General features: G+C 61.5%; 26 protein-coding genes. 13 read left to right on the forward strand and 13 right to left on the reverse strand.

Annotated elements, in window-relative coordinates:
• Positions 1-27: 27 nt before the first annotated feature.
• The 3 genes from PVW27_RS04895 (at position 28) to PVW27_RS04905 (ending at position 4041) form a co-directional block, all read left to right on the forward strand.
• Complete coding sequence (locus PVW27_RS04895) at positions 28-207, forward strand: zinc-finger domain-containing protein (RefSeq protein WP_274555633.1); 180 nt, start codon at positions 28-30, stop codon at positions 205-207.
• Between the two features lie 98 nt (positions 208-305).
• Entirely contained in the window at positions 306-3122 is a 2817-nt protein-coding gene (gene polA / locus PVW27_RS04900) for a DNA polymerase I (RefSeq protein WP_274555634.1), read from the forward strand.
• A 22-nt stretch (positions 3123-3144) separates the two neighbouring features.
• The gene (locus PVW27_RS04905) at positions 3145-4041 is read left to right on the forward strand and encodes an acyl-CoA thioesterase (protein WP_274555636.1); all 897 of its coding nucleotides are present in this window, start codon (positions 3145-3147) and stop codon (positions 4039-4041) included.
• A 52-nt stretch (positions 4042-4093) separates the two neighbouring features.
• Here the strand turns inward: PVW27_RS04905 and PVW27_RS04910 are convergent, their stop codons facing one another.
• Complete coding sequence (locus PVW27_RS04910; RefSeq protein WP_274555638.1) at positions 4094-4498, reverse strand: VOC family protein; 405 nt, start codon at positions 4496-4498, stop codon at positions 4094-4096.
• Positions 4499-4588: 90 nt separating this feature from the next.
• Here PVW27_RS04910 and PVW27_RS04915 point away from each other — a divergent pair, with 90 nt between their 5' ends.
• Positions 4589-5353, forward strand: a complete 765-nt coding sequence (locus tag PVW27_RS04915; protein WP_274555640.1) for an FAS1-like dehydratase domain-containing protein — start codon at positions 4589-4591, stop codon at positions 5351-5353.
• Positions 5354-5356: 3 nt separating this feature from the next.
• Here the strand turns inward: PVW27_RS04915 and PVW27_RS04920 are convergent, their stop codons facing one another.
• Positions 5357-6391: an NAD(P)/FAD-dependent oxidoreductase gene (locus tag PVW27_RS04920; protein WP_274555811.1), complete on the reverse strand. Its 1035-nt coding sequence runs from the start codon at positions 6389-6391 to the stop codon at positions 5357-5359.
• 65 nt (positions 6392-6456) lie between these two features.
• Here PVW27_RS04920 and mnmD point away from each other — a divergent pair, with 65 nt between their 5' ends.
• Positions 6457-7134, forward strand: coding sequence for a tRNA (5-methylaminomethyl-2-thiouridine)(34)-methyltransferase MnmD (gene mnmD / locus PVW27_RS04925; RefSeq protein WP_274555642.1), 678 nt, complete (start codon positions 6457-6459; stop codon positions 7132-7134).
• Entirely contained in the window at positions 7131-8003 is an 873-nt protein-coding gene (locus tag PVW27_RS04930; RefSeq protein ID WP_274555644.1) for a DMT family transporter, read from the forward strand. Before mnmD ends, PVW27_RS04930 begins: the two co-directional genes overlap by 4 nt.
• On the opposite strand, the gene PVW27_RS04935 is transcribed toward PVW27_RS04930, so the two are convergent.
• Positions 7971-9890: a lytic transglycosylase domain-containing protein gene (locus tag PVW27_RS04935; RefSeq protein ID WP_274555645.1), complete on the reverse strand. Its 1920-nt coding sequence runs from the start codon at positions 9888-9890 to the stop codon at positions 7971-7973. The genes PVW27_RS04930 and PVW27_RS04935 overlap by 33 nt on opposite strands.
• A gap of 190 nt (positions 9891-10080) precedes the next feature.
• Here PVW27_RS04935 and dapA point away from each other — a divergent pair, with 190 nt between their 5' ends.
• Both dapA and PVW27_RS04945 read left to right on the forward strand, forming a co-directional pair.
• Positions 10081-10956, forward strand: coding sequence for a 4-hydroxy-tetrahydrodipicolinate synthase (dapA, locus tag PVW27_RS04940; RefSeq protein ID WP_274555647.1), 876 nt, complete (start codon positions 10081-10083; stop codon positions 10954-10956).
• A gap of 106 nt (positions 10957-11062) precedes the next feature.
• Positions 11063-11260, forward strand: a complete 198-nt coding sequence (locus tag PVW27_RS04945) for a hypothetical protein (protein ID WP_274555649.1) — start codon at positions 11063-11065, stop codon at positions 11258-11260.
• Between the two features lie 31 nt (positions 11261-11291).
• Here PVW27_RS04945 and PVW27_RS04950 read toward each other — a convergent pair whose 3' ends face one another.
• The 4 genes from PVW27_RS04950 to uraH all read right to left on the reverse strand — a co-directional run bounded on the left by PVW27_RS04950 (position 11292) and on the right by uraH (position 14325).
• Complete coding sequence (locus PVW27_RS04950) at positions 11292-12476, reverse strand: amino acid aminotransferase (RefSeq protein WP_274555651.1); 1185 nt, start codon at positions 12474-12476, stop codon at positions 11292-11294.
• Positions 12477-12482: 6 nt separating this feature from the next.
• On the reverse strand, positions 12483-13340 hold the full coding sequence (sseA, locus tag PVW27_RS04955; RefSeq protein WP_274555653.1) for a 3-mercaptopyruvate sulfurtransferase: 858 nt from the start codon (positions 13338-13340) through the stop codon (positions 12483-12485).
• A gap of 106 nt (positions 13341-13446) precedes the next feature.
• Entirely contained in the window at positions 13447-13920 is a 474-nt protein-coding gene (smpB, locus tag PVW27_RS04960) for an SsrA-binding protein SmpB (RefSeq protein ID WP_274555655.1), read from the reverse strand.
• Between the two features lie 45 nt (positions 13921-13965).
• A complete protein-coding gene (uraH, locus tag PVW27_RS04965) occupies positions 13966-14325 on the reverse strand; it encodes a hydroxyisourate hydrolase (RefSeq protein ID WP_274555657.1) in 360 nt (119 codons plus the stop codon).
• A 166-nt stretch (positions 14326-14491) separates the two neighbouring features.
• Here uraH and puuE point away from each other — a divergent pair, with 166 nt between their 5' ends.
• From puuE to PVW27_RS04985, 4 genes are all read left to right on the forward strand, one after another.
• Entirely contained in the window at positions 14492-15904 is a 1413-nt protein-coding gene (puuE, locus tag PVW27_RS04970; RefSeq protein WP_274555659.1) for an allantoinase PuuE, read from the forward strand.
• Complete coding sequence (locus tag PVW27_RS04975) at positions 15901-16713, forward strand: bifunctional allantoicase/(S)-ureidoglycine aminohydrolase (protein ID WP_274555661.1); 813 nt, start codon at positions 15901-15903, stop codon at positions 16711-16713. Before puuE ends, PVW27_RS04975 begins: the two co-directional genes overlap by 4 nt.
• Positions 16714-16775: 62 nt before the next feature.
• Positions 16776-17264: an ureidoglycolate lyase gene (locus PVW27_RS04980; protein WP_274555663.1), complete on the forward strand. Its 489-nt coding sequence runs from the start codon at positions 16776-16778 to the stop codon at positions 17262-17264.
• 57 nt (positions 17265-17321) lie between these two features.
• Positions 17322-18671 (forward strand): uracil-xanthine permease family protein, encoded by a 1350-nt coding sequence (locus tag PVW27_RS04985; RefSeq protein ID WP_274555665.1) that lies wholly within the window; start codon positions 17322-17324, stop codon positions 18669-18671.
• A 48-nt stretch (positions 18672-18719) separates the two neighbouring features.
• Here PVW27_RS04985 and PVW27_RS04990 read toward each other — a convergent pair whose 3' ends face one another.
• From PVW27_RS04990 to PVW27_RS05015, 6 genes are all read right to left on the reverse strand, one after another.
• The gene (locus PVW27_RS04990) at positions 18720-19865 is read right to left on the reverse strand and encodes an iron-containing alcohol dehydrogenase (RefSeq protein WP_274555668.1); all 1146 of its coding nucleotides are present in this window, start codon (positions 19863-19865) and stop codon (positions 18720-18722) included.
• Positions 19862-21235, reverse strand: a complete 1374-nt coding sequence (locus PVW27_RS04995; protein ID WP_432762045.1) for an aldehyde dehydrogenase family protein — start codon at positions 21233-21235, stop codon at positions 19862-19864. The genes PVW27_RS04990 and PVW27_RS04995 overlap by 4 nt, the downstream gene beginning before the upstream one ends.
• Positions 21236-21250: 15 nt before the next feature.
• Positions 21251-22615 (reverse strand): glutamine synthetase family protein, encoded by a 1365-nt coding sequence (locus tag PVW27_RS05000; RefSeq protein WP_274555672.1) that lies wholly within the window; start codon positions 22613-22615, stop codon positions 21251-21253.
• 112 nt (positions 22616-22727) lie between these two features.
• The gene (locus PVW27_RS05005; protein ID WP_274555673.1) at positions 22728-23759 is read right to left on the reverse strand and encodes a TRAP transporter substrate-binding protein; all 1032 of its coding nucleotides are present in this window, start codon (positions 23757-23759) and stop codon (positions 22728-22730) included.
• A gap of 66 nt (positions 23760-23825) precedes the next feature.
• Complete coding sequence (locus PVW27_RS05010; protein WP_274555675.1) at positions 23826-25148, reverse strand: TRAP transporter large permease; 1323 nt, start codon at positions 25146-25148, stop codon at positions 23826-23828.
• Positions 25148-25744 carry a TRAP transporter small permease subunit gene (locus PVW27_RS05015; protein WP_274555677.1) on the reverse strand — a complete coding sequence of 199 codons (597 nt, stop codon included), beginning with the start codon at positions 25742-25744 and terminating at the stop codon, positions 25148-25150. Before PVW27_RS05015 ends, PVW27_RS05010 begins: the two co-directional genes overlap by 1 nt.
• Positions 25745-25922: 178 nt before the next feature.
• On the opposite strand from PVW27_RS05015, the gene PVW27_RS05020 reads away from it, so the two are divergent.
• Positions 25923-26795, forward strand: a complete 873-nt coding sequence (locus tag PVW27_RS05020; protein ID WP_274555678.1) for a MurR/RpiR family transcriptional regulator — start codon at positions 25923-25925, stop codon at positions 26793-26795.
• The last annotated feature ends 24 nt before the right edge of the window (positions 26796-26819 follow it).

Consider the following 26819-nt stretch of genomic DNA (forward strand, 5'->3'; position numbering starts at 1 on the left):
ATTGACCGCGAAAGGGAATGTCCCGAGATGACGATCGAGGCGCCAGAGACAAAGCTTGTCGATACCTACCGCGTGGCCTGTGACGGGGGCGAAGGTGCCCTGGGCCATCCGCGTGTCTGGCTACAGATACCGCACGAACATGGATGGGTGGAATGTCCCTATTGCGATTGCAAATTCGTGCACCGCGATTTCGAGGGCAAGGTCTGATCGCTGGCCAGTGTTCTGCTTGAACGGGCAGATGCCTCCGGCGGGGATATTTTGAGCAAGAAGACGCAGCGGGCCCAAGGCCCGCGAAAGGGGCGCGCATGACATTCGGCAAGGGTTGCCACCTGCATCTGATCGACGGCTCGGCCTTCATCTTTCGCGCCTATCACGCGCTGCCGCCGCTGACGCGGAAGTCCGATGGCTTGCCGATTGGCGCTGTGTCGGGCTTTTGCAACATGTTGCAGCGCTATGTGGAAAACAACAGCGGCGCGGATGCGGCGACCCATGTGGCCGTGATCTTCGACAAGGGCAGCCATACGTTCCGCAACGACATGTATGACCTCTACAAGGCCAACCGCGAGGCCATGCCCGAGGACCTGCGCCCCCAGATCCCTTTGACGCGCGCCGCGACCGAGGCGTTCAACATCGCCTGCAAGGAGTTGGAGGGGTTCGAGGCTGATGACATCATCGCGACCCTGGCCTGTCAGGCCCGTGAGGCCGGGGGCCGCGTGACCATCGTCAGTTCGGACAAGGACCTGATGCAGCTGGTGGGTGACGGGGTCGAGATGCTGGACCCCATGAAGAACCGCCGCATCGACCGCGAGGGTGTGATCGAGAAATTCGGCGTCGGCCCCGAACATGTGGTCGATGTGCAGGCGCTGGCAGGCGACAGCGTGGACAACGTCCCCGGCGCCCCCGGTATCGGCATCAAGACGGCGGCGCTGCTGATCAACGAGTTCGGCTCGCTTGAGGCGCTTCTTGATCGTGCGGAAGAGATCAAGCAACCCAAGCGGCGGGAGGTGTTGCAGCAGCACCGCGCACAGATCGAACTGTCCAAGCGGTTGGTGCAGCTTGACTGCGACATGGTGCTGGATTTCACGTTGGATGATCTGGAAATTCGTGATCCTGATCCGGACAAGCTGTTGGCCTTTCTGGCGGAGATGGAGTTCCGCACCCTGACCAAGCGGATCTCGGATGCGCTGGGCGTCAAGGCACCCGTGATCAAGGACACCGACCCTGCCGGGGCGGCACCTTTGAGCGACAGCCCGGACAACGGCACCGCCCCCGCCGAGGTGCCCTTTCCCAAGACCTATGAACGCGTGGCGGATATGGCCGCCCTTGAGCGCTGGATCACTCTGATCCGTGACCGGGGCCATGTGGCCGTGGATACTGAAACTACCAGCCTTGACGAGATGCGCGCCGAACTGGTTGGGATTTCCCTGTGCGTCGAGGCGGGCAGCGCATGCTATATCCCGCTGGGTCACAAGGCGGGGGCGGCGGATGATCTGTTCGGATCAGACGCGCTTGCCGAGGGGCAATTGCCCATGTCGGATGTTCTGGCCGCGCTGAAGCCTGTGCTTGAGGACGACAGCATCCTCAAGATCGGGCAGAACATGAAGTATGACGCCAAGATCTTTGCCCGCCATGCAATTACGGTGGCGCCCATCGATGATACGATGCTGATGTCCTATGCCCTGAATGCCGGACTGCACGGGCATGGGATGGACACGCTGTCCGAGCGGTATCTGGAGCATGAACCGATTGCCATCAAGACGCTTCTGGGTGGCGGCAAATCCGCGATCACCTTTGACCGCGTGCCGATTGACGAAGCGGTAACCTACGCCGCCGAAGATGCGGACATTACCCTGCGCCTGTGGCAGTTGTTCCGCCCTCAACTGCACCGCGCGCGGGTCACGACCGTTTATGAAACCCTTGAGCGCCCGTTGGTGCCCGTATTGGCGCGGATGGAGATGGCAGGCGTCAAGGTGGACCGCGACACCCTCAGCCGCATGTCCAATGCTTTCGCGCAGAAGATGGCGGGGCTGGAGGCCGAGATTCACGAACTGGCCGGTGAGACGTTCAATGTCGGCTCCCCCAAGCAATTGGGCGAGATCCTGTTCGACAAGATGGGGTTGGAGGGCGGCAAGAAGGGCAAGACCGGCGCTTATGCCACGGGTGCCGATGTGCTGGAGGATCTGGCGACAATGCACGATCTGCCCGGTCGCGTGCTGGACTGGCGGCAGTTGAGCAAGCTGAAATCCACCTATACGGATGCATTGCAGGATCACATCAACCCAGAAACGGGGCGGGTGCATACGTCCTATATGCAGACGGGGGCGAATACGGGGCGACTGTCCTCGACCGATCCCAACCTGCAGAACATCCCCGTGCGCAGCGAGGAAGGCCGCCGCATTCGCGAGGCTTTTGTGGCCCCTGAAGGCCGGGTGCTGGTGAGCCTCGATTACAGCCAGATCGAGCTGCGGATTCTGGCCCATATCGCCGGGATCGACGCGCTGAAACAGGCCTTCCGTGAGGGGCAGGACATTCACGCCATGACCGCCTCCGAGATGTTCGACGTGCCGATGGACCAGATGACGTCCGATATCCGCCGCCGCGCAAAAGCGATCAACTTCGGCGTGATCTATGGGATTTCCGGCTTTGGTCTGGCGCGCAACCTGCGCATTCCGCGGGCCGAGGCGCAGGGTTTCATCGACCGTTATTTCGAGCGTTTTCCCGGTATCCGCACCTATATGGACGAAACCAAGGCCTTTGCGCGCGACCATGGCTATGTCCAGACGCTGTTCGGGCGCAAGATCCACACGCCAGACATCAATGCCAAGGGACCGACCGCAGGCTTTGCCCAGCGCGCAGCGATCAACGCGCCCATTCAGGGCACAGCCGCTGATATCATCCGCCGCGCGATGATCCGCATGCCCGCCGCGATCAAGGGCCAGCCCGCCACGATGCTGTTGCAGGTGCATGACGAATTGATCTTCGAAGTGGATGAAAACGCCGCCGACCGGTTGATCGACACCGCGCGAGAGGTGATGCAAACCGCCTGCGAGCCGGTGTTGAAACTGGATGTGCCGCTGATCGTGGATGGTGGCAAAGGGCACAACTGGGCCGAGGCGCATTGACCACGGCACAAGGGACAGACAGATGACAGACAGCGCAGCACAAGCATCAGACCAGCACCTTGCTGACAGCCTGACCCGCGTTCTGACCGTGGAGCGGATCGAGGAGGATTTCTATCGCGGCATCGCCACACCGCAGGGGCGCGGGCGCAGCTTTGGTGGGCAGGTGATCGGGCAGGCGCTGATGGCGGCGACGATGACGGTTGATCCTTCACGACCCAACCATTCTCTGCATGGCTATTTCATGCGTCCCGGTGACGCGACGCAGCCCGTGCTCTACCGGGTTGAGCGGGACCGTGATGGAGGTAGTTTCGCCACCCGCCGCGTCGTGGCGATCCAGCATGGGAAGCCGATCCTGAATCTTGCCGCCTCGTTTCACGTACCTGAGCCGGGGCTGACGCATCAGGACAGTATGCCCGATGTGCCCGCCCCCGAGGATCTGGAAACCGAAGAAGCGATGGCCGCCCGCATGGGTGATGCCCTGCCCGAGGCCTTTCGCAACTGGCTGAAAACGCCACGCCCGGTCGAGATGCGCTCGGTCACGCCGCGCCCTCCGTTTGACCGGACACCCCGGCCACCGGTGCAGGATATCTGGATCAGGGTCCGGGGCCGCATGTCCGACGATCCCGCTATGCATCGGGCGGCACTGGCCTTTGCCTCGGATATGGGGTTGCTGGGCACCTCGATGATGCCGCATGGCAAGACCTTTACGGATTTGGATATGCAGTTCGCCAGCCTTGATCACGCGTTGTGGGTACATGACGAGTTCCGCGTGGATGACTGGCTGCTTTATACGATGGACAGCCCTTGGGCAGGTGGCGCACGCGGCTTCAATCGGGGCCGCGTTTTCACCCGCGACGGGCGGCTGGTGGCCAATGTCGCGCAAGAGGGGCTTGTCCGGCAGGTGACGCCGCGCGGCTGACGGCCCTCTGATTCATCGTTTCACAATTACTCTATCCAGCACGCGACGCGCCTCAGGCTGGCAGGCGGTTCGATACTTCGATCAGGTTGCCATCGGGGTCACGCAGGTAGATCGACAGGATCGGCCCTTCTGCCCCTGTGCGGCGAACGGGGCCTTCTTCGACAGTGATAGCTTGTGCCGCAAGATGCGCTTGCCAGGCATCCAATGGCGTCTCGCTTAGAAAGCAGAGATCGGCTGATCCCGCCTGCACATGGCCGGCATGGGGACGAAACTCGGCGCCGGCTTGATGCAGGTTGATCTTCTGCGCCCCGAAGCGCAGCGCCATACGGGGTGCGCCGCCCGCGGGGGTAAAGCTTTCGCTCCGCATTCCCAGCACGCGGGTGTAGAAATCGACCGTCGCGCCGATATCGGCGACCGTCAGAACCAGATGGTCCAGTGCTGTGACTCTGGGTGTCATTTCGCGATTGTTCCCCGTGAAAGCCGCGCCTAATCTGCGCCCATGCAACATGATACTACCCGCCCAGACAGTCAAACGATCACCGATCCAATGGACCCCGCGCGCGGGGCTGCCTTGCAGGTGGCGCTTGGGCTGACGCCCACGATCACGGTGGGACGCGCCTTGCCGCCCTTTTTCCATCAGCTTCATTTCTGGGACCCGCAGCCCCCGGCGCGGCTGGGCCGGGACGGGCATCCGGCCACCGGGCTGGGGCTGATCCCCGATCTGGGTCTGCCGCGAAGGATGTGGGCGGGAGGGCGGCTGGAATTCCACGCGCCCCTGATCGCAGGCACCGCTGCGGTGAAGACCACGACAATCGACAGCGTGACCCGCAAGGATGGGCGCACGGGTCCGTTAGGCTTTGTCACCCTGCGGCACGAGATCGCGCAGGTTGGGCAGGCTTGCGTGACCGAATGGCAGGATCTGGTCTATCGTGAGGACCCTTCACCGGATGCCCCCGCACCTGTGGCCCCGCAGGCGCGGACGGATGAGGAGATCTGCCGCACCGTGCATTTCGACAGCACGCTGTTGTTTCGATATTCCGCCCTGACCTTCAACGGGCACCGCATCCATTACGATCTGGATTACGCCCGCGATGTCGAAGGCTATGCAGGCTTGGTGACTCACGGTCCGCTGCTGGCGCAGCATCTGATGCTGCTGGCCGAGGAACGTTTGGGCACCCTGCGCCAGTTCAGCTTTCGTGCGACGGCACCGCTGATGCATTTTGAAGCGGCTGATCTGTGCTGGTGCGATGACGGGACGATGTGGGTGCGCGGGCCGGACGGACGACAGTGCATGCAGGCACAAGCCGCCTGACGGTTACAAGCTCGCCTCTGGTCGGAACCCGGCCGGTATACTGTCCACCCCATCCAGCATCAGATCGGCCATGACTTGTGCCACCTTGGGGGCCATGCCGAACCCGATCTTGAAGCCGCCATTGGCGATGAAGTGATCCTTGTGAACCGGATGCACGCCAAGCACCGGCGCGCGGCTGCGTGACCTTGGGCGGACCCCGGCCCATCGGTCGATGACGGGTGCCTCGCGCAGTGCCGGCGCAGCCTCACGGGCCCGGGCGATGACCGCGTCAAGCTGTGCATCCGTGCTCTTCGGGTCGTCATAGTCCCGCTCGCTGGTCGATCCGATGGCCACAGTCCCGTCTGCATGGGGCACGATATGGATCGTATCGACAAATAACTGTGGCGCATCAAGCCGGTCCAGCGCGAGCAACGCCGCCTGCCCTTTCACGCCGCTGCCGAAACTGCGACCCAGAGCGGCACTGGCCGCGTCAAGCCCGGCCACACCTGTGGCGTGGATCACCCGTCCTTGATGGGCGTGATCCTTGACCACCTCAGCCCCGCGCGCCTGCAGCGCGGCGACCAAGGCGGCACATGCCATGCGGGGATGTAAACGCGCGGTCAACGTGTCGCGGATCACCCAGCCCGACGGGCTTTGCGGTGCCCAGTCACCCAGTTTTTCAGCAGGCAGCACTTCCCATACAGCCTGTCCTTGCCAGAGATCCGCTGCAGACTCGCCACGCGCGCGGGCAAGATCAAGCCCCGCGACATCCGCGACAGGCTGCACGCGTCCCAACCGTGCATACCCGGTGGACAGGCCCGATGCCGTCTCGACCCCGGCCCAGAAATCTGCCGCCATCAACAGGCTATCCAGTTGAAAGGCTTTCTTTTCGTTCCATTGTTCGGGCACATGTGGGGCCAGTGCGCCGACGATGCCGCCGCTGCTGCCCGCGCCCGGCCCATGCGGGTCGATCACGCGCACTTTCGCCCCGCGCAGCACACAGGCCCATGCCACTGACAGGCCAAAGATCCCGGCCCCGAGAACGGTCACATCCGCCATTGCCATTCCCGGTCATCCTTTGCATTGTCGCCCTGTTTTCATTGCCCTTCCTAAGGGATGCCCCCGTGCAAGACCAGTCCGCACAGATCGCTTGGCGCGACGGCGACCTGCCCGTCTCGACCCGGTTTGACGATCCATATTTCTCGTTGCAGGGCGGGCTGGCCGAGACATCGCATGTGTTTCTGGCGGGCAATGACCTGCCCGCCCGTTTTCGCGACGGGTTCCATATTGCCGAGCTTGGCTTTGGCACCGGGCTGAACCTGTTGGCGGCGCTGCATCTGTGGCGCGGCTCAGGTCAACGCGGCCAGTTGCACTTCACCACATTCGAGGCCTATCCCATGACCGCGCTTGAGATGCGACGCGCGCAAGGCGCCTTTCCCGAACTTGCTTTACTGGCCGAGGAATTGTCGCCATTCTGGCACGACAGCCCCCATACGTTCGTTCTGCCCGATCTGAAATTCTCCCTGATACAGGGCGATGCGCGCGAAACCCTTCCGCTCTGGCAGGGACAGGCGGATGCTTGGTTTCTTGACGGTTTTTCTCCCGCCAAGAACCCCGAGATGTGGGGCGAGGACCTTCTGGCCGAGGTTGGCAAGCATACAGCGCCGGACGGCACAGCCGCCACCTATACTGCCGCCGGTTTCGTCCGGCGCGGCTTGCAAGCGGCAGGGTTTGACGTGACCCGACAGCAGGGATACGGCAGCAAGAGACATATGACCGTGGCGCGGAAGGCCAACGAATGACCGAACAGAACACCCGCCTTGGCATCCTGTTGATGATCGCGACCACCTTCGTGTTCGCCATGCAGGACGGAATTTCGCGCCATCTGGCGGGGGAGTATAACGTTTTCATGGTCATCATGATCCGCTACTGGTTCTTTGCCGCGTTCGTCATGTCCATCGCCGCGCGCAAGGCAGGCGGACTGCGGGCAGCGGCCAAGACCTCGCAGCCGATCCTTCAGGCGTTTCGGGCAGTTCTACTGGTGACCGAGATCTGCGTGATGGTGCTGGCCTTCACACTGCTTGGCCTTATTGAAAGCCACGCTGTCTTTACCTGTTATCCCTTGCTGATCGCGGCTCTGTCAGGCCCGGTCCTTGGAGAGAAAGTCGGCTGGCGGCGCTGGGCGGCCATCGGTGTAGGGTTCATCGGTGTGCTGATCATCCTGCAACCGGGTTTCGGTGTCTTTCGGATCGAGGCGATCGTGCCGCTTCTCGCTGCGTTGATGTTCGCGCTCTATGGCCTCCTCACCCGCTATGCTGCGCGCAAGGACAGCACCGCCACCAGCTTTTTCTGGACTGGCACCGTGGGGTCACTGGCCATGACAAGCGTCGGTATCTGGTTTTGGGAACCAATGACCGCCCCTGACTGGGGCTGGATGGGGCTGCTGTGCATCACTGGCGCGCTGGGACACTGGCTCTTGATCAAATGCTATGAGGTGGCCGAAGCCAGCGCGGTTCAACCCTTCGCCTATCTGCAGCTTGTCTTTGTGTCGGTCCTTGGAATCGTGGTCTTTTCCGAGACGATCCGCACCAATGTCGCCATCGGTGCGGCTCTGATCGTGGCGGCGGGCCTGTTCACCCTATGGCGCGAGCGGCAAAACCGTCGCGCCTGACAATTCGCGACTGAAGGGCACAGGATGCGGATCACGGCCCAAGCGCGCGCGATAGATCGGCAAGGACTCGGCCACACGCATCACATAGTTCCGCGTTTCGCGGAACGGGATGTGTTCGATCCAGTCCACCACCTGCTCGGCGCTCATGCCGCGCGGGTCGCCCTGTTCGGTCATCCAACGGATGGGGCGGCTTGGACCGGCGTTATAGGCGGCTGAGACAAGAACGACATTGCCACCGAAATCCGCACCAAGCCGAGCCAGATAGCCGCTGCCCAGACGCGCATTATAGGCCCAGTCCGAGAGCACGCGCGCCGCGTCATGGGCAAGCCCAAGATCGCGCGCCACTTCTGCGGCTGTGCCCGGCATCAGCTGCATCAACCCCTGCGCACCTGCACCGCTGACCACGCCGGGATCGAATTCGCTTTCACGGCGGGCGATCGACTTTGCCAACTCGACCGGCACAGGCAGTCGCATGTCCCGCATCGGATGGAGCGCATAGTAGGGGCGCGGCAGGACGATGCCCTTTTCGGCAGCGGCCTTGCCGATCATCACGGCCAGATGCGACTCGTTCAGGTCCAGCGCCATTTCGCCCAATTGTGCCAGTCCGGTGGCATCCAGCCCCTCGGCCAGATGGGTGAAGAACTGCTCGGCAAGACCCAATTCGCCGGCGCGGAGCAAAAGCTGTCCGGCCTGAAAGACCGAGGAACCTGTAAAGCTGGCATTGCGCCAGTCAGGTGGCACATCTGCCCCGCGCAACACGGGGTCGGGTGCTAATCCCGCACGTTCAGCAGCCAACAGACCGTAAAAGCTGGTCTGATGCTGTGCCCCTTCGGCATAGGCTTGCGCGGCACCTTCGGGATCGCCCGCCGCGTCTTGCGCGCGTCCGATCCAGTAGCCCGCGCGACCCAAAGAGATCGGCGTGGTTACGGCCATCCGCAACCTCTGGAAGTGATCCAGTGCCAGATCGGTATCCTTCATATAGGTCAGCGCGATATAGCCCGCCAGCCACTCCAGATCGGCGTAGTCTGACCCCTCGGTCAGTTGATGTGACGCCGCCAGACGATAGGCCACATCCGACTTTCCCTCGCGCATCTGGGCGCGCGCCAGATAGCTGCGCCAGCCAGCCCAGCGTTGTGGATCACCCAAAAGCGCGGCCGATGCGGACCGTTCCAGCAGAAGTTCGATCGCGCCTTCGGTCAGGCCTTTCTGGATGCGCCAGTTGAAACGGTCATGGGCCAGACCTGGATCGGATTTCAACGCGGCCGGAACGGCGTCGATCAGCGTGTTCACCCCATCCCGCTGAGCCTTGAGCGCCAAGCGGGCGTTGGCCAGCGCGCGCCGGTCCGCATCGACCAGCGGCAACATCCGCTCGGCGTCACTGGTCAACCCGCGCCAAAGCGTCATGTCCAATCGCGCCGCGTGATGAGACGCCAGAAGAGTCCCATAGCCCGCCAGAAAGGCCTGATGCACCGGCTCATCAAGGCTCAAGGTCCGCCAAGCCTCGACAATGGACGCATCGGCCAGACCCGATTGCCCCGTAGCCCGCAAGGCGGCAGCATGGCGCAAGACGCCTGCACCGGTCTGTGGGGCCTGACCAGCGAAGAACTGCAAGACCTGCGCGTCGGTTGCCGTCACGAACGCCTCTTCCGAGCGGCGTCGCAGCAAGGCAAGGCCGGGCCAGTCGGCATGACGTTCCAGAAAACGCAATACTTCGTCCGGTGTGCCACGACCGGCGCGCAGACGGTGCCATTCGACCAACGTCACCGCCTCAGGACCGGCCCGACCTGCCAGTGCTGCGGCATTGTCCCAGTTGCCCGCCCGGACCGCCGCCATGGCCGACGCCAGCGGCTGCGGACCCGGTGTCTGGGCCGGCGCGGCAGTGGTCATGAACAAGCCGGCAAGCGTGGCCGTAAGGATCGCTTTTCGCAACATCTCTTGCATTTTCCAGAGGGACAAAGGATAGACAGCACCAGACTATATCCCCGAGTCCGCAGCTTCAATTCACGTTGGCGACAGGATTGGTCGAAGTCCATTCACCGGCGGCAACATGCCGTCATGCAATGCAAAGGAGCGTGTCATGTTCAAGGGGTCCATTCCCGCCCTCATCACGCCGTTCAAGAACGGCGCGCTGGATATCGAGACGCTCAAGAAACTTGTGGAATGGCATATCTCCGAAGGCTCGCACGGGTTGGTACCCGTTGGAACGACCGGCGAAAGCCCGACGCTGACCCACCGCGAGCATGAGATCGTGATCGAGGAGGTGGTCAAGGCTGCCGCCGGGCGTATCCCTGTGATCGCGGGCGCAGGGTCGAACAACACCGCCGAGGGTATCCGCCTGATCCAGCATGCCGAGGCCGTGGGCGCCGATGCAGCACTTGTGGTGACGCCCTATTACAACAAGCCGACGCAGGCCGGGTTGATCGCGCATTTCAAGACGATCCATGATTGCTGCAATCTGCCGATCATCATCTACAACATCCCCGGCCGGTCGGTCGTGGATATGCTGCCCGCCACGATGGGCGAACTGGCCAAACTCCCGCGGATTGTAGGCGTCAAGGATGCGACCGGCGATCTGAGCCGTGTGCCCAAGCAGCGCATGACTTGCGGGGCAGAGTTCGTCCAGTTGTCAGGTGAGGATGCCACGGCCTTGGGCTTTAATGCCCATGGAGGAGTTGGTTGTATTTCCGTGACCGCGAATGTCGCGCCGCGTCTGTGCGCCGAGTTCCAGACGGCCACGCTGAAGGGCGATTATACGACGGCGCTAACGCTGCTGGACCGTCTGATGCCCCTGCATGAGGCGATATTTGCGGAACCCGGTGTTGCGGGCGCGAAATATGGCTTGTCGCGTCTGGGACTGTGCAGCGACGAGGTGCGTCTGCCCTTGGTCGGTCTGACCGACGGGGTCAAAGCGCGCATGGATGACGCGATGCGCTTTGCCGGTCTGATCAACTGATCCCATTCGATAACAGATGAAACCCCGGCCATGGGTCCGGGGTTTTTTCATGCTCGGACGGTGAATTTATGATATACATGGCCCATCATTACGATGGGATATGGCTATGGCAAAGAAATCGAAGAAGTCTGAGGACAAGGCTGAAAAGCTGCCCGAGGTGCCGCAGCGTGCGGTCAAAGTGCCGGTGGCGCTGCGGTTCAATGCTGATCTGCTGGCGCAGATCGACAAGGTCGCGCTCAGGCGGGGCATGTCGCGCAATGCGATCATATCCTACTGGTGTTCCCGCGCGGTCGAGGCAGAATGAAAAGGGCGGGATAATCCCGCCCTGCCATTGGTCAGATCCCGCAATCCACGATGGCTTTGGCCAGGATCGGCACGGTTGTCTTGTTCAGCCCCGCGATGTTCAGGCGGCTGTCGCCCACCATGTAGATCGCGTGTTCTTCGCGCAGGCGGGCGACCATTTCAGGCGTCGTGCCAAGGCGTGAGAACATGCCGCGATGCTGCGCGATAAAGCCGAAACGATCCGACCCGGACTGGCGCTGCAACTCTGCCGCCAGTTGCTTGCGCAGGTCGAGCATGGAGAGCCGGACCTCCTCAAGCTCGCTCGCCCAATCGGCGCGCAGCGTGGCGTCCTGCAGGATTTCGGTCACCACGCGGGCGCCGTGATCGGGCGGGAAGGAGAAGTTCTGCCGGTTCAGGAAGTTGAGCGAGCCCTGCGTCAACCCGCGCAGCCCCTTGTCCTGCGCTACCGCCATCAGCAAACCCGTCCGCTCGCGGTAGATCCCGAAATTCTTGGAGCAGCTTGCCGCGATCAGGCATTCCGGCACTGAGGACGCAACCAGCCGGACGGCCTGTGCATCAGCGTCCAGCCCATCACCAAAACCCTGATAGGCGATGTCGATCATCGGCACGCCGCCCGTTTTCAGCAGCAGATCGACCACGGCTTTCCATTCGGTCAGGTTCAGGTTGGCACCCGTCGGGTTGTGGCAGCATCCATGCAACAGCACCACGTCACCCGCGCGCACATCGGCCAGATCGGCCATCATGCCGCCGAAATCGACGCCACGGGACTCGGCGTCGAAATAACGGTATTCGACAACCTCAATCCCCAGATAATTCAAGATGGTTACATGGTTCGGCCATGTCGGGTTGGAGACGAACACCCGCGCCTGCGGGTTCGCCATGCGGATCAGTTCGAACGCCTGCCGCACGGCACCTGTGCCGCCCGGCGTGGCCGCAGCGGCGATACTGTCGCGCGGCACGGCCCCGCCCAGCACCAGATCGATCATCACATCGGAAAACGCCGGATCACCCGCCAGCCCGACATAGGATTTCGTCGTCTGCTCTTCCACCAGCTTTCGCTCGGCGGCCTTGACCGCACGCATCACCGGAGTGACCCCCTCCGCGTTCTTGTAAACACCGACACCAAGGTCGATCTTGGTCGGGCGAGGATCGTCCTTGTACAGCTGCATCAGCGCAAGGATCTTGTCGGCGGGATGTTCTTTCAGATTGGAAAACATGCGTTTTCAGGCCTTTCCGGTTGCGACGGGCAATGTGGGGAATGCACCCCATTCGCACCATGACCCGTCATAAAGCGAATGGTCGGTCTTGCCGATCCGTTCCAGCGCAAGGCTGAGGATGGCGGCGGTCACTCCGGACCCGCAGGTGGTGATCACCGGCTTGGACAGGTCCACGCCTGCTGTGGCAAAAGCCGCACGCAGACCGTCAACGTCCAGCATCGTGCCATCAGGATTCAGCAGGTTCTTGAACGGCAGGCTTTTGGATCCGGGGATATGCCCCTTGCGGAGGCCGGGTCGCGGCTCGTCCACCTCACCGGCGAAACGCTCGGCGGCGCGGGCGTCCACGATCTCGTGGTCCCCCAGCTTCGAGGCCGCCGACACCTGAGTCACATCCTTGACCATCTGGTTCTGGCGGCGGACGGTCATGTGGCGGTCGCGCACCATCGGGGCCATATCCTCGACCTCGCGGCCCTCAGACAGCCATTTCGGGAAACCACCGTCCAGCACGGCGATATCCATCTGCCCCATCAGGCGGAATAGCCACCAGACGCGCGCGGCTGAAAACAGGCCTTCGGCGTCATAAACCACAACCTGATGCCCATCGCCCACGCCCATGGCGCGCATGCGGGACATGAATTTCTCGACCGGCGGGGCCATATGCGGCAGGTCCGACCGGTGATCACTGATATCGTCAATGTCGAAATAACGCGCGCCGGGGATATGAGCGGCGGCATAGGCGGCCTTTGCGTCACGCGGATCGCCTGGCATGAAATAGGTCGCATCCAGAATCCGCAGATCCGGGTCCTTCATATGTGCGGCCAGCCAATCGGTGGACACCAGCGTTCTGGGATCATCAAGTGCCATGGGAAACCCCCTGTTGATGCGTCTTGCCCTGCCTACATCGGGGGTCAGAGGCTGGCAAGTCAAAGGGCGGGCCATCTACGGCCAAAACCCCTGTTTTCAGGCGATATCAGCCCTCTTTCAGAAGGCGTTGCTTCTGGCGGGCCCAGTCGCGCTTGGCCTCGGTCTCGCGCTTGTCGTGGTTCTTCTTGCCCTTGGCGACGCCGATCTTCAGCTTCACCAGACCACGGTCATTGAAATACATCACCAGCGGCACCAGCGTCATACCCTTGCGTTGCGTGGCATTCCAAAGATGCGCCAGTTGCTTGCGCGAGACCAGCAGTTTGCGGCGCCGACGCTCTTCATGCTTCCATACGCGGGCCTGCTGGAATGGTGCGATATAGCCGTTGATCAGATATAGTTCACCATCCTCGACCGAGGCATAGCTTTCCGCGATATTCGCCCCGTTCTCGCGCAGCGACTTCACCTCGGAGCCCAGAAGAATGATACCACATTCGATATCTTCTTCGATCGCGTAATCAAAGCGCGCGCGGCGATTCTCGGCGATCACCTTGTAATTGGGGTCTGATTTCGTCTGGGCCATGCGCGCTGAATATCCCGCGCGCGGGCAACTGTCCATCCGGGGGGCTCAGCTTCCCCGATAAGTGGAATAGCCGAAGGGCGAGAGCAGCAGAGGCACATGGTAATGCGCAGCCGCATCCGAGATCCCAAAGCGGATCGGGACGATATCAAGAAAGCGCGGCGCTTCCGGCGGTGTGCCGGTTGCGTCAAGATAGGCGCCCGCGTGAAACTCCAACTCATAAACGCCTTCCGCGAACTGACCTTGCGGCAGAATTGGCGCGTCGGTGCGTCCATCGTCATTCGTGACCTTGCGCGCCAGATGCACGCGCGCGCCCTCCTCGATCCGGTAAAGGTCGATGGCCAAGCCAGCCGCAGGGCAGCCCCTTGCGGTATCCAGCACATGAGTGGTCAGGTATCCTTGGGCCATGAAGCGCTCCTTTTCTGCGGTCTTGCTGGGCAGTCTAGCCCAAGCCATAGCGCAGGACAGGGGCAAATGCCGCGCGCCGATTATCGCATAAGTCTTTATCGGATTTCTTGATAATCCAACTGACCATCCTGTCATAGAGTTCTGTTCAGCCAAGCGAGGAAGACCCATGAACCGCTACCCACGCAACATGATCGGATACGGCGCGCACCCGCCGCTGGCCCAATGGCCCGGCGGCGCGAAGGTCGCCGTTCAATTCGTGGTGAATTACGAAGAGGGGGGCGAGAATGCCATCCTTCACGGTGATGCGGCGTCCGAGGCTTTTCTCTCCGACATTGCGGGGGCAGCACCCTGGCCCGGCATGCGGCACTGGAACATGGAATCGATCTATGAATATGGCGCGCGGGCCGGGTTCTGGCGCCTTCATCGCCTGTTCACCGGGGCAGGGATTCCGGTCACCGTCTACGGTGTTGCTTCGGCCCTTGCGCGCAGCCCCGAACAGGTCGAGGCGATGAAGTCTGCCGGCTGGGAAATCGCGAGCCACGGGCTGAAATGGGTCGAACACCGCGATATGCCCGAAGATCAGGAGCGCGCCGCGATTGCCGAGGCGATCCGCCTGCATACCGAGGTAGTCGGCGAACGCCCGCGCGGGTGGTATACCGGTCGCTGTTCGGCCAATACCGTGCGGCTTGTGGCTGAGGAAGGCGGCTTCGACTGGATCAGTGACACTTATGATGACGACCTGCCCTATTGGCTGGAGGTCGGGGATCGTGACCAGTTGATCATCCCCTATACGCTGGAAGCCAATGATATGCGTTTTGCCACCGCCCCCGGCTACATCACAGGCGGGCAGTTCTTCGACTACCTCAAGGATGCCTTTGATACCCTTTATGCCGAGGGTGTTGAGGGCCGGCCTGCGATGATGTCCGTGGGACTGCACTGCCGCCTGATCGGACGCCCGGGCAAGCTGGCAGGGTTGAAACGCTTTATCGACTATATCGCAGAGTTTGACGGGGTCTGGTGTCCGCGCCGCATCGACATCGCCCGGCATTGGGCGGCAATCCATCCGCATCAGCGCCGTCTTCGTCCGAGCCAGATGGAAAAGGCAGATTTCGTTGCCAAGTTTGGTGGTATTTTCGAACATTCGCCATGGATCGCCGAACGTGCCTGGGAACTGGAACTTGGGCCTGCCCATGACACTCCTGCGGGTCTGCACAACGCGCTTGCGCGGATGTTCCGCTCGGCCACCGAGGCAGAGCGGCTTGGCGTTTTGACGGCACACCCCGATCTGGCGGGCAAACTGGCCGCAGCGAAGCGACTGACAGCAGAGTCCACCGCCGAACAGGCCAGCGCCGGGCTGGACGCCTTGACCGATGCCGAACGCGCGCGCTTCACGGAACTGAACACCGCCTATGTCGCGCGGCACGGGTTTCCCTTCATCATCGCGGTGCGCGACAACACCAAGGCCAGCATCCTGGCCGCCTTTGAGACGCGGCTGAATAATGACCGCGCCACCGAATTCACCACCGCCTGCGCACAGGTCGAACGGATCGCGCGCCTGAGACTCGAGGATATGCTGTGACCTATGCCTTTCCCCCCGGTGGCCTGCCCGGACAGGATGTGATGCCCGACGGCAAGGCCGTTTTCACCACCGCCTATGCCTTCATCCCAGCCAATACGATGCGCGACATCACCGCGAGCCTTTTGCCCGGCTGGTCTGACACCCGCGCCTGGATCATCGCGCGCCCGTTGTCTGGGTTTGCCGAAACCTTCGCGCAGTATGCGGTTGAGGTGGCTCCGGGCGGTGGCAGTGACACACCCGAACCTGATCGCGGCGCGCAAGGCACGATCCTTGTTGCCAGCGGCCAGATGCGCCTGACCATCGACGGGGCAAACCATGACATGTCGGCCGGTGGCTACGCCTATATCCCGGCAGGCAGCAAATGGTCCTTGGCAAATCCCGGCGATGTGCCGCTTCAGTTCCACTGGATCCGCAAACGTTATGTCGCAGCAACGGGGATCGACCATCCGACGGCCTTCGTGACCTCGGATCAGCAAACCCCGGTCAACTGGATGCCCAACACGGACAAATGGGGCACCACCCGCTTTGTCGAACCCAACGACCTGCGCCACGACATGCATATGAATATCGTGACCTTCAAACCCGGCGGGCTGATCCCCTTCGCTGAAACCCATGTCATGGAACACGGGCTGTATGTGCTGCAAGGTACCGCGCGCTACCTGCTGAACACCGACTGGGTCGAGGTCGGCCCCGGCGATTTCATGTGGCTGCGCGCCTTTTGCCCGCAGGCCTGCGTCGCCACGGGGACCGAGGATTTCCGCTACCTTCTCTACAAGGATGTGAACCGCCACGTGTCCCTGACGCTCTGACCGCCGCTTCACTGTTCTTCAAATACTCAAATTCCGCCCGCGCACCGTCACAGGAGGTTCCGATGCAGACCACGATCACGGCCCGCCCTTTGACGGCACAGGATTTCGCACCCTATGGCGATGTGCTTGAGGCGGAGGGGCAAGCGGACAAGATGATCAATCAGGGCTTTTGCGGCCGTTGGCACGACCGCGCGCAGCTTGATTTTGGCCTCGAGGGGCGCGCGGGCATCAGTGTTTTCAAGGCGGAACCGCGCAGCCTGCCCTACACGCTTGATCTGCTGGAGCGGCATCCCGACGGATCGCAAGCCTTCATTCCGATGAGCATGACCGATTGGCTGGTGATCGTGGCCGAAGATGACGCAGGCCAGCCCGGCCGGATCACGGCTTTCATCGCGGCTCCCGGTCAGGGGGTCAACCTGCATCGCGGCACGTGGCATGGTGTGCTGACACCGCTGCACGCCCCTGGCCTTTTTGCCGTTATCGACCGGATCGGCGCCACGCCGAACCTACAGGAATTCCCGCTTGAGGTGCCCCGCATCATCACGCGCTGAACCGCAAGGCCCCGCCAAGAGGGCTCACCCCATCATATCAACAAGGAGACTTCAGGGATGGCTGACACCTCGCTGGGTACGCCCGACCAATTGCGCGACCCAAATTATACTCCGGCCCTTGCCAAGGCCGTGCCACTGGGCATCCAGCATGTGCTGGCCATGTTCGTATCAAACGTGACGCCTGCCATCATCGTGGCGGGTGCGGCAGGATTTGGCTTTGGCTCGAACTCGCCCGATTTCCCGAACATGATCTACATGATCCAGATGTCCATGCTGTTCGCAGGCATCGCCACGCTGTTCCAGACCATCGGTTTCGGCCCCGTCGGCGCGCGTTTGCCCATCGTGCAGGGCACGTCCTTCGCCTTCTTGCCCGTGATGATCCCGGCCGTTGCAGGGCAGGGCACCGCGGGGCTGGCCGGGCTGATGACAGGTGTTGCCATCGGCGGGCTGTTCCATGTCTTTCTGGGCACCTTCATAGGCAAGCTTCGTTTTGCCCTGCCGCCGCTGGTGACAGGATTGATCGTGCTGATGATCGGTCTGGCGCTGGTCAAGGTAGGCATTCAATATGCGGCGGGCGGTGTGCCCTTGATGGGCAAGCCTGAATTCGGATCATTGGCGATGTGGACGCCTGCGCTGGTGGTCATCGTGGTCACCCTTGCGCTCAAGTTCTTCACGCGCGGGATGATGTCGGTCGCCGCCGTGCTGATCGGCCTGATCGCGGGCTATGTGGTTGCCTATCTCATGGGGCAGGTAAGTTTCGGCAACGTGGCCCGCGCGGGTATGTTCGAATTGCCGACGCCCTTCAGATGGGGCATCGAGTTCAACACCGCCATTATTATCGGCATGTGTTTCATGGCGGTGATCTCTGCCATTGAAACCGTGGGCGATGTATCGGGTATCTGCAAGGGCGGCGCGGGGCGCGAAGCGACGGACCGCGAGATCACGGGTGCCACCTATGCCGACGGCGTGGGCACAGCCGTGGCCGGCATCTTTGGCGGGTTGCCCAACACATCCTTCAGCCAGAACGTGGGTCTGATCAGCATGACCGGCGTGATGAGTCGCCATGTCGTGACCATCGGCGCGATCTTCCTGATCGTCTGCGGTCTGGTGCCCAAGTTCGGGGCCATTGTATCGACCGTGCCGATCAACGTGCTGGGCGGCGGTGTGATCGTCATGTTTGGCATGGTCTGTGCGGCAGGTGTGAACATGCTGTCGGATGTCAGCTGGAACCGCCGGAACATGGTGATCTTTGCTGTGTCGCTGTCGGTGGGTCTGGGCCTGCAGCTGGAGCCAACCGCGCTGCAACATCTGCCGAAAACACTTCAGATCCTGCTGACATCGGGGCTGCTGCCTGCTGCAGGTTTGTCGATCATCCTCAATCTGGTTCTGCCGGAAGAGATCGACTGAGGACCAAACCCGGGGCAGCCAGTCGGCGGCCCCGGGTTTTTCCGATTTTCAGAGGCACGCTTCCAGCAAGGCCCGCGTGTTCTCGGCTGTCATTTCGACCGGATTGCCACCGGTGCTGGGGTCTTGCAGGGCCGAGGCTGTCAATGCCGCCAAGTCTGGGTTCGTGACGCCAAGGGCGGTCAGGTTGGCGGGGATCCCAAGCTTTGCATTCAGGGCACCCACACAGGCATAGAAGCCGTCGAACCCGCCTGAAATGCCCAAGTAAGCTGCGGCCTGCTCAATCCGATCCTCAATCGCAGCGCGGTTGAAGCGCAGAACGGGCTGCATCACCACCGCATTCGTGGTGCCGTGATGCGTGTTATGCACCGCCCCGATAGGATGGCTGATCGCGTGGATCGCGCCCAAGCCCTTTTGGAACGCAACGGCCCCCATCGCTGCTGCCGCCATCATCTGGCCGCGGGCCTCTATATCGGTGCCATCAGCATAGGCGCGCGGGAGATATTCCTTGACCAACCGCATCCCTTCCAGCGCAATTCCTTGGCTCATAGGGTGGAAATGCGGCGAGCAATAGGCCTCAAGGCAATGGGCGAAAGCATCCATGCCCGTGCCCGCCGTGATCGCCTTTGGCATGCCCACGGTCAGTTCCGGATCGCAGATCACGACAGAGGGAAGGATCTTTGGGTGGAAGATGATCTTTTTCTCATGCGTGACCGAATTGGTCAGGACGGATGCGCGGCCCACCTCGGACCCTGTTCCCGCCGTGGTCGGCACCGCCACGATGGGCGCGATGGCAGAGGCATCGGCGCGGGTCCACCAGTCGCCGATGTCCTCGTAATCCCAGACGGGCCGGGTCTGGCCCGCCATGAAGGCCACCGCCTTGCCCAGATCAAGGCCCGAGCCGCCGCCGAAGGCGACCACCCCGTCATGTCCGCCTGCCTTGTAGGCGGCGACACCGGCGTTCAGGTTGATCTCGGTCGGGTTGGGATCGACATCGGCGAATATGGCACGGCCCAGACCAGCGGCCTGCATCAGGTCCAGCGTGGCGGCGGTGATGGGCAGGCTGGACAGCCCCTTGTCGGTCACCAGCAGGGGTTTGCGGATACCCGCTGCCGCGCAAGCCTCGGCCAGTTCAGAGATACGGCCCGCCCCGAAACGGATGGCGGTGGGATAGGACCAGTTGGCGCGCAGAGTCATTGCTGTTTCCTCAGGTGGTAGGATTTTGGGCGGGTCAGGTTATGATAGCCGATCACCGACAGCCCGCCGCCGCGTCCGGTGTCCTTACATCCGGTCCAGCACAGACCAGGGTCCAGATAATCGGCGCGGTTCAGAAAGATCGTGCCGGTTTCGATCTGTGCGCCAAGGCGTTCGGCGCGATCCACATCAGCGGTCCAGAGGGAAGCTGTCAGGCCATAATCGCTGTCATTCATCAGGCGCAGCGCCTCGGCATCGTCCTTCACCGGCATGATCCCGACGACGGGACCAAAGCTTTCCTCTCGCATCACACGCATGGAATGATCAACGTTGATCAGGATTTGCGGCATCAGGTAAGCGCCGCCATCCTGCGGGAAAAGCGTGGGGTCGATCAGGGCTTTCGCGCCTGCGGCGACAGCCTCGGCGGTTTGCGCCCGCACCAGATCGGCGAACCGCACCTGCGCCATCGGGCCAAGCGTGGTTTCGGGATCAAGCGGATTGCCCAGCTTGTAGCCGGATACCAGCGCAACTGATTTTTCCACGAAAGCGTCAAACAGGCTCTCATGCACATAGATGCGTTCTATCCCGCAGCAGCACTGCCCCGAGTTGAACATAGCCGCATCCATCAGCGTATCGACGGCGGCGTCCAGATCGGCGTCTTCCATGACATAGCCGGGGTCCTTGCCGCCCAGTTCCAGCCCCAGCCCGGTAAAGGTGCCCGCCGCGGCGCGTTCAATGGCGCGGCCACCGGCGACCGATCCGGTGAAGTTCACGAAATCAAAGGCACGCGCCGCAATCAGTGCGGATGTCGTATCGTGATCCAGCACGACGTTCTGGAATACTTCCTCCGGGATGCCAGCGGCATGAAACGCCTCGGCCATACGCTCACCGACCTTGAGGGTTTGGCTTGCGTGTTTGAGCACCACCGTATTGCCCGCGATCAGGGCGGGGGCGACGGTGTTGATGGCGGTCATGTAAGGGTAGTTCCACGGCGCGATGACCAGAACAACGCCATGCGCCTCGCGCGTGATGTGGCGTTTGAAGGCGGCGCTGTCTTCCAGAACGATGGGGGCGAGGGCGGTTTGCGCGATTTCGGCCATATACTGCGCGCGTTCGTTGAAGCCGCGGAATTCGCCGCCATAGCGGATGGGGCGACCCATCTGATGCGCCAGTTCCGGCACGATCACATCGTTCATGGCACCAACATGCTCGACGGCCTTGAGGACCAGCGCGATGCGTTCGGCCAAGGGGCGCGCGTCCCATCCCTTCTGCGCGGCGCGCGCGCGCGCCGCGGCGGCTTGTGCGGCATCCAGCGACAAAGCGGGACGCTCGAGATAAACTGATCCATCAATCGGCGAGATACATCTGATCATCTTGGTCATTTCCAGTCAGGCCCGCTCGAAGCCACGGGCAATTTCATAGTCGGTCACCACCCGGTCGAACTCTTCGATCTCCCACAGGGCGGCGCGGGTGTAATGGTCGATCACGTCATCGCCCATCGCGGCCCGCAGCATTTTGGAATGGCGCAGCGTATCCACCGCATCGCGCAGGGTCTTGGGGATCTCGCCGCCTTGTGCCGCTTGATAGATGTCACCCGTGGTGGGGCGCTGCAACTCCAGCCCTTCTTCTATCCCGGCCAGACCGGCGGCCAGCATCGCGGCCATGGCAACATAGGGGTTCATATCAGAGCCGGGAATGCGGCACTCCACGCGGATCGCCTTGCTGCCTTCACCACACAGGCGGAACCCGGCCGTGCGATTGTCCACGGACCAGACCGTCTTGGTCGGCGCGAAGGTGGCTTTGGAGAAGCGTTTGTAGCTGTTGATATAGGGGGCCATGAACACGGTCATATCGGGGGCGTAGCGGATCAGCCCGGCCATGTATTTCCGCATGAGATCGGACATGCCGTGTTCGGCATCCGGATCAAAAAACGCATTCGCGCCGTCCTTCCATAAGGACTGGTGGACATGAGACGAACTGCCGACACGGTCCTGATGCCATTTCGGCAAGAAGCTGGCGGCATGCCCGTGTTGGTCGGCGATTTCCTTGGCTGCGTGCTTGGCAATCGTATGGTGATCGGCGGTGTCCAGCGCGGGCGCATAGCGGATGTTCAGCTCTTCCTGCCCGGCCTCAGCCTCGCCCTTGGAATTCTCGACCGGGATCCCTGCGGCATAGAGGTGATTGCGCAGAGGACGCATCACGTGCTCCTCTCGCGTGGTCTGGAGGATGTTGTAATCCTCATTATAGTTGCTGATCGGCTCCAGATCACGGAATCCAGAAGCGGCGATCTGCTTGAAGGAGCGCGCGAACAGGAAGAACTCCAACTCGGTCGCCATGATCGGTGTCAGGCCCAGCGCCTCGACACGTTGGATCTGCTTCTTCAGCATCGCGCGGGGGGAGTGGGCGATTTCATGATGGCCGTGATGATCCATCACATCGCACATCACCATGACCGTCCCCTCGAGCCAAGGCATCGGACGGATCGTGCCAAGGTCCGGCTTCATCATGTAATCGCCATAGCCCTTTTGCCAGCTGGTCGCGGCATAGCCATCGGGCGTGGCCATGGCTATATCGGTCGCCAGCAGGTAATTGCAGCAATGAGTTTCTTCCCACGCGCTGTCGATGAAATGCTGCGCCACGAAACGCTTGCCCTGCAGGCGTCCTTGCATATCCACGATGCAGGCCAGAACCGTATCCACAGTCCCCGCAGCAACAGCGGATTTCAGGGCCTCGAATGTCATCAATCCGGCCATGTCGTGGCCTCCCTTATGTCTTTGTGTCGTCTGCCGTTCCCGCAGACGGCCCCGCACAAGTGCCGGGGCCGCCTGTGATCCTTGAGCAGGCCACGCCTGCCCGCAAGAGATATCAGGTGTAGCGATAGGGCCGTCCGGCCTTCTGCATGTCGGCATTATACTTCTTGAAGATCTCGACCACCTTGGCTTTGACCTCGGATTCCGATGCGATTTCGTCCCAGAAGACCAGCGCAGCATCTTCGACGGTTTTCCATTCCTCGTCAGGGATGCTGGTCAGTTGGAGTTTGGTGCCGTTGACGCGCAGGTTCGCCTCGCCGCCCCAATACCACCACTGGCGATAGTAGTGCGACTGGTCGCAGCAGACGCGGAACAAGGTCTGCATGTCCTCGGGCAATTCGTTCCAGCGATCCATATTGGCAAAGAACGATCCGGCCCATGCGCCCGAGATGTTGTTGGTCAGGAAGTAGTTGGTCACATCGGCCCAGCCGACCGTATAATCCTCGGTGATGCCCGACCAAGCGATCCCGTCCAGCTCGCCGGTCTGGACCGCGACCTCGATATCTTCCCAAGGCAGGGTGACGGGGACGACGCCGAATTGCGCAAGGAAACGTCCAGCTGTCGGGAAGGTGAACACGCGCTTGCCTTGCAGATCGGCGAGACTGTTGATCGGGTCCTTGGTGGCGAAATGGCAGGGATCCCAAGCGCCAGCGCTGATGTGCTTCACACCGACGGCGGAATATTCAGCGTCCCAGATCTCGTTCAGGCCATACTGGTTAAACAGCACCGGCACGTCGAGAGAGTAGCGAGAGGCGAAAGGGAAATAGCCGCCAAACACCGTGACTTCGGTCGGCGAGGCCATGGAGTCGTCATCCGACTGCACTGCGTCCAGCGTGCCGCGTTGAAGCGCCTGAAACAGTTCTCCGGTCGGAACGATCTGATCGGCATAGAACAGCTCGATCTGCATCTTGTCGCCGGCGATCTTGTTGAACATGTCCACGGCAGGCTTGATCACATGCTCGCCCAGCGCGGCACCGGCATAGGTTTGCATACGCCAGCGAATGGTGCTTTGCGCAATAGCGGGCGTGGACAGTGCGGCGGGGCCTGCCAATGCGGCTGTGGTCAGGAATTTGCGTCTTGTTGTCATTTCATTCTCTCCTGTTGCTTTTGGTTCAAAGGGCGGTTCTTGCCTTTTTGTTGCTCCTTGCGGAGGTCATTTTCCGTAAACCAATTCGGGCAGCCAGAGCGCGATCTGCGGGAAGATCATGATCAGGGCCAGCGCACACAACATCACCAATACGAACGGCAGGATCGACGCGTAGATATCGCGCAACGTGATCTCGGGTGGGGCCATGGCCCGCATCAAGAACAGATTATAGCCGAAAGGCGGCGTCATATAAGCAATCTGCGTGGTGATCGTGTAAAGGATCCCATACCAGATCAGGTCAAAGCCCAATGCGCCCACCAGCGGGACATAAAGGGGCGCCACGATCACCAGCATTGCGGTATCGTCCAGAAAGGTCCCCATCAGCAGAAACGACAGCTGCATCAAGATCAGGATGACCCAAGGGTTCAGGCCAAGCCGGTCGGTGAACAGCGTGTCGATGGCCCGCACCGCACCCAGCCCGTCAAAGATCGCGCCAAATCCCAGAGCCGCCAGAATGATCCACATGAACATGCAGGAGATCATCAAGGTCTGGCGGACCGAGGTTTCAAAAACCGCTCGTGTCATGCGGCCCTTGAGGACAGCCGCGAAGAAGGCAGTCATGGCCCCGATGGCCGAGCTTTCGACAAGGCTTGTCCAGCCGTTCACAAAAGGCACCATCATCGCAGCAAAGATCACCAGCGGCAGCAGGCCCGCGCTGAGAAGGCGCAGCTTTTCTGCGCGTGAGACATTCCGCTCCTCAATGGGCAGGACCGGGCCCAAGGTCGGATTCAATCGACAGCGGATATAGATGTACAGAATGAACATCCCCGCCATCATCAGCCCCGGCACCACGCCTGCCAGCCACAACTGGCCCACCGGCTGCCGCGCGATCATTGCGTAAAGCACCAGAACGACCGAAGGCGGCACAAGGATACCAAGGCTGGACCCCGCTTGAATGACACCCGTGACCATTCGCTTGTCATAGCCACGCCGCAGCAGTTCGGGCAGCGCGATGGTGGCTCCTATTGCCATGCCTGCAACGCTCAGGCCGTTCATCGCCGAGACCAGCACCATCAACCCGATCGTGCCGATCGCCAGACCACCCGACACCGGCCCCATCCAGACATGAAACATCCTGTAGAGATCATCGGCCAGTTTGCTTTCCGACAGGATGTAGCCCATGAAAATGAACATCGGCAGCGTCAGCAGCGGATACCATTTCATCAGTTTCATCGCTGCCGAAAAGGGGATTTCCGCCCCGCCCGTGCCCCAGAGCATCATGGCAGACACCGCCGCCACACCACCGATGGCAGCAAAGACGCGCTGGCCAGTGAACAGCATCAGCATCATCAGCGAGAACATGAAGATGGCGATCATGTCGTAGGACATCACACCACCTCGCCACGCAGACGCAGCAAGTCCTTGAAGAACTCCGAGATAGCCTGAAGCAGCATCAGGAAGATGCCCAGCGTCATCAGCACCTTGATCGGCCACATGTAAGGGCGCCATGCCGTCGGGCTGCGCTCGAACCGGCCCAGCACCTCGGAGGCGCCATTTGGCCCGCCGGTCAGAAAGGCCCTGATCAATTCGCCATAGAAGGTCAGCGGCTCACGCCCGAAGTAACCCAGCGAATAGGCCGTCGAACTCAATGCACCCCAAAGCAATACACCCAGGAAGAACAGCAGGAACAAAACGGTAAAGGCGTCAAACCACGCTTTTCGGGTGTCGCTCCATGTATGATAGAATAGGTCCATCCGCACATTTGCGCCCATCTGCAACGCATAAGGCCCGCCCAGCATGTAATAGGCCACCATGGCGAATTGCGCCATTTCCAGCGTCATCAGGGAGGGTGTGAAGAAGGTCTTGGACACCGACGACCAAAGCAGGATCGCCACCATGACGAATATGCCATACATCACCAACCGCCCCAACCGGTAGTTGATTGCATCAACGATCCGGATGTAGCCACGCATCACCGGGGGCATGACGCCTGCCTGACGGCGCGGTTCGTGACATCTGGTTGATCCGGCAAAAACAGCATGGCAGGCCCCCTATGGATCAAGCGTGATCCAAGCCCCCCCGACCTGTCAACGATGTTTCTGAAAGATTTTCTTCACCCCGAATCGTTCTGTGCATATATTGAACAAAAAGGATCGCCAAGCCTTGACCGATGAAAGCCAGACCATCGCCGAACGGCTGCAAACGGCCTTCGACACGCTGACGCGGGCCGAGCGGCAACTGGCCGATACCTTGCTGCAGAACTATCCTGTGACCGGTCTTGCCTCGATCACGCATCTGGCCAAGGCGGCGGATGTGTCGACCCCGACAGTCGTGCGGATGGTGCAGAAACTTGGGTTTTCCGGTTTTCCCGAATTCCAGTCCGCCCTGCGAGGCGAACTTGAGGCGCGCATTTCCGACCCGATCACGAAACGAGACACATGGGTGCATTCCGCACCCGAGGGCCATATCCTCAATCGTTTTACGGATGCGGTGATCGGAAATATCCACCAGAGCCTGACCCAGATCGACCTTGATACCTTCGAGCGGGCCTGCGTCCTGCTGGCCGATCCGGACCGCAGGGTTTTTGTCGCAGGCGGGCGGATTACGCATGCTCTTGCCGAATATCTGTTCCTGCACATGCAGGTCTTGCGCGCGGGCGTGACCCATGTCCATGCGATGTCAAGCACATGGGCCCATGACCTCCTTGACCTGAGGGCAGGCGATGTCGTCGTGATTTTCGATGTCCGCCGATATGAGAACAGCACGCTGAAACTGGCGGAACTGGCCCGTGACAGGGGCGCGCGGATCATCCTGCTCACGGATCAGTGGCGCTCTCCCGTGCATGAGTTTGCCGACTGCACCTTCTGCGGCCGGATCGTCGTGCCCAGCGCGTGGGACAGTCTGGTGACCCTGTTGCTGATGGCCGAGGCGCTGGTCGCCGAGGTGCAGGAACGCACCTGGAACAGCACCCGCGCCCGGATGCAGGATCTTGAGGGGATGTTCGACCGCACCCGCCTGTTCCGCAAGTTCACATGAGGGCGATGCGCGAAAATGTTGACT

Origin of the sequence: Seohaeicola sp. 4SK31, from assembly GCF_028802875.1 — a bacterium.
Classification (GTDB): domain Bacteria; phylum Pseudomonadota; class Alphaproteobacteria; order Rhodobacterales; family Rhodobacteraceae; genus Seohaeicola.